The organism is Chryseobacterium lathyri, from assembly GCF_003290185.1.
GTDB lineage: Bacteria > Bacteroidota > Bacteroidia > Flavobacteriales > Weeksellaceae > Chryseobacterium > Chryseobacterium lathyri.
The window spans coordinates 1-3,217 of record NZ_QNFY01000034.1 but is presented as its reverse complement, the minus strand read 5'-3'; the positions used below and the strand labels follow the sequence as shown (position 1 = coordinate 3,217).

Annotated in this window: 4 protein-coding genes; all 4 read left to right on the top strand. The window is 36.3% G+C overall.

The genetic code is table 11. From position 1 onward, the window contains the following. Positions 1-172 precede the first annotated feature (172 nt). On the top strand, positions 173-673 hold the full coding sequence (locus DRF61_RS22370) for a M15 family metallopeptidase (RefSeq protein ID WP_111961067.1): 501 nt from the start codon (positions 173-175) through the stop codon (positions 671-673). Positions 674-863: 190 nt separating this feature from the next. Then, positions 864-1,901 (top strand): patatin-like phospholipase family protein, encoded by a 1,038-nt coding sequence (locus DRF61_RS22365; protein WP_111961066.1) that lies wholly within the window; start codon positions 864-866, stop codon positions 1,899-1,901. A 231-nt stretch (positions 1,902-2,132) separates the two neighbouring features. After that, on the top strand, positions 2,133-2,303 hold the full coding sequence (locus tag DRF61_RS22360) for a hypothetical protein (protein ID WP_157963426.1): 171 nt from the start codon (positions 2,133-2,135) through the stop codon (positions 2,301-2,303). Positions 2,304-2,593: 290 nt separating this feature from the next. After that, positions 2,594-3,217: leucine-rich repeat domain-containing protein (locus DRF61_RS22355; RefSeq protein ID WP_157963425.1), on the top strand; the 624-nt coding region annotated here is incomplete at its 3' end.

The window sequence follows — 3,217 nt, the reverse complement described above, 5'->3', positions numbered from 1 at the left end:
AGACTATGTAGAAATTACGAACTCCTAATGGAATCCTCTGAAAACATGGTCAAATTATCTGCTATAAAATTATTATTGAATAAAATTTAAACAGGCTCTTAATATTATCATTAAACACGTCAAGTTCCGTCGCCCTTAACCTATACTTTTGTTTCATAAATAATAATGAATCATGGATAAAGTAACGTCAGAAAGAATAAATAAGCTTCACCCTTCTGTAAGAGATGAAGTAAAACAGATCATAAAAGAATGCGATGAAGCCCTTACCGGAAGAGCCAAAGTAAGAATCACCCAAGGCCTGAGATCTTTTGAAGAACAGGAAAAACTGTACGCTATCGGAAGAATTACGTCCGGAAAAAAAGTAACAAATGCCAAAGCCGGCCAGAGCATCCATAATTACGGGCTTGCTGTTGATATCTGCCTGATGATTGACGGTAAGGTTGCAAGCTGGGACACGGTGAAAGACTGGGACAATGACAGGGTGGCCGACTGGTACGAATGTGTGAAAATTTTTGCACGCCACGGCTGGGACTGGGGTGGAAACTGGAAGACCTTCAAAGACCTTCCCCACTTCGAAAAAAAGAATATACAGACTAAAAAAAGATTGGTGAAAACGAGCTGGAGAATATTATCCAAGATGCCAAAAGATAAACAAAATTATATCCTATTTTAATTCCCTTTTATTTGAAAATAATTATAATACGACAAGTTCTGTCGCTTCCCCGCCCTACCTTTGTTTTGTAAGAAAATGTTAGTTACCTGAGATCTCAAATACTAAAACCAACATCCGCTTTTATAGGCAGAAAGTTGGTTTTAGTTGTCTCAGGACCTTAATTTTTCTTTTAAAACCAACAAAACATCACATGAAAAAGACAACCATTCTTTCTTTGGACGGGGGCGGAATAAGAGGTATTATCACCTGTATTATTCTCCGCTACATAGAGGAACAGCTTCAGTATCATGATAATCCGGGCGCCAAACTTGGTGATTATTTTGATCTGGTTGCAGGAAGCAGTACAGGAGGACTGATTGCTTCTATTATTCTATGTCCCGATGAACACCGAAAGGCGAAATATTCTATCCAGAAAGGGCTAGAATTATACGCTGAAAAGGGAGGCGACATCTTTCAGGTTTCTTTTTGGGAAAAACTGGTCAATCCGTTTGGCCTGCTTAATGAAAAAATTTCTCAGGATGCACTTGAAAAAAATCTGAATGACTTTTTTGGACAGCTTGAACTTAAAGAATTTATAAAACCATGTTTAATAACCAGTTATGATATTGAAAACAGAAGAGCAAAACTTTTTAATTCCTGGGAGGCTAATCTGAGTACGGATAACTTTTATGTAAAAGATATCTGCAGAGCGACAGCAGCAGCTCCTACTTATTTCAGTCCCGTGCAGATCAAATCGATGTACGGGCAGATCTTCAGCCTGATTGACGGTGGCATGTTTGCCAATAATCCTTCACTTTGCGCTTATGCGGAAGCCCGAAAAATTCCTTTTGCAGAAGTATTGAAGAACCATCAGAAGGCTAATCATCCCGGTGTAAATGATATGATTATCGTTTCTATCGGAACGGGTATTGAGGCTAAACCTTATTCTTTCAGAAAACTTCAAAAGTCGGGAAAAATAGGCTGGGTAAATCCAATCATAGATATATTAATGTCTGCAAATGCAGAAACTGTAGATTATCAGCTTTGCCAGATGTTTCAGACTTTAGGCCAGCGAAACCAGAAAAATTATTACCGTCTGAATCCTTCGTTGAAAAATGCATCTCCGGCAATGGACAATGTCAGAAGATCAAACATTGAAAACCTGATTCAGGCAGGATTAAGCTATATCGATGATAACAGAGAAATTCTGAATCAAATTGTACAGAAATTGATCAAAAATAAAATATAAGCTTTTTACCTTATAAAGGACCCATATAAGTTAAATCGCTAATATTTAAAAAATAAAAAAAGTTTTTAAAACACGTCAAGTTTTGTCGTCTTCTCCTACTACTTTTGGAGTATAAACAAAGACACAAAAAACAATCATTAAAATTTTAAAAAGCCTTTGAATTCAACATTTATTAATGCTGGACAGCCAGAAATATGTTCAAAACATCACCTCAACCTTAAAACACAAAACATGCAAACACCAGATCACAATCCAGATATCCTTTTCGATGAAGATCTCTATACTATTGAGTGGAGCGATATCGAACATGCTGAGATGGACTATGAAAACTATCTCAATGACATTGAAAGTTTTTTCAGGGAAGACTTCGAAAATGCAATTCCTGAAGAAAATATATACTAAATACATTATAACACGACAAGTTCTGACGCTGTCCGGAATTACCTTTGAAACACCAAATCAAAACACCTAGCAGTATCCTATAATCATTCAAATACACCTTTGAATCTATCATTCACAAAATGCCGGACAGCCAGAACTATGTCTAAAAATCTATAAAAAATATGAAAACGTAATTGTAAAGTGTGCAGTCAGTAATCACTATAAAATTAGACTAAAACCTGAAGAGATTCTACTAAAGGCTCTTCAATCATAACCTATTAATTAATCAAACAAAATCACACAATTTTATTATGAAAACAAAAGAAGGTTTAAAACTCTTATTTGAAAACGGAGACAAGCCTGTACAGGAAGATTTCTGGGCTTTACTGGACTCTTACTGGCATAAGGATGAAAAAATCATCCAGGATTCTATTGAAAGTATTGAAAAAGTAGTGCCCTTTTTTACCGAAGCCGGATTACTTGGCTCAGCAGCAGCAGTTACTATTCCTGCCGATACAAAAAAAATCCTTCCATCCGCCTTTGTTTATACAGGTATGTCATACCAAATCATAAAAGTACTTTTTAATGAAGGGCTTGAAGAAATAGGAGAATCTGCATTTTTCGGACAAAATATTAAAAGCATCAGAACTCCTTCAACATTAAAAACCATAAAAGGACAGGCTTTTTATGATCAAAGAAACAATATTAATGGCTCAGATGCTTTAGAAGAAATCATTCTAAATGAAGGTTTAACAACCATTGAAAGTCAGGCATTTTACTGCCCCAGAGTAGCCTATGTTGAAGACTTATACATTCCCAGCACAGTAACAACTGTCGGACAAAATGCATTTGCCATTCCTTCGCTAAAAACAGTTTCAGCTCCGGCTGGTCTGGATCTAAGTAATGCCGGTATTCCTGCAACAACAATAATCACC

Excerpts from the sequence above, each read along its gene's own strand:
- DRF61_RS22370 (WP_111961067.1), top strand. The coding sequence starts at position 173 with ATGGATAAAGTAACGTCAGAAAGAATAAATAAGCTTCACCCTTCTGTA.
- DRF61_RS22365 (WP_111961066.1), top strand. The coding sequence starts at position 864 with ATGAAAAAGACAACCATTCTTTCTTTGGACGGGGGCGGAATAAGAGGT.
- DRF61_RS22360 (WP_157963426.1), top strand. The coding sequence starts at position 2,133 with ATGCAAACACCAGATCACAATCCAGATATCCTTTTCGATGAAGATCTC.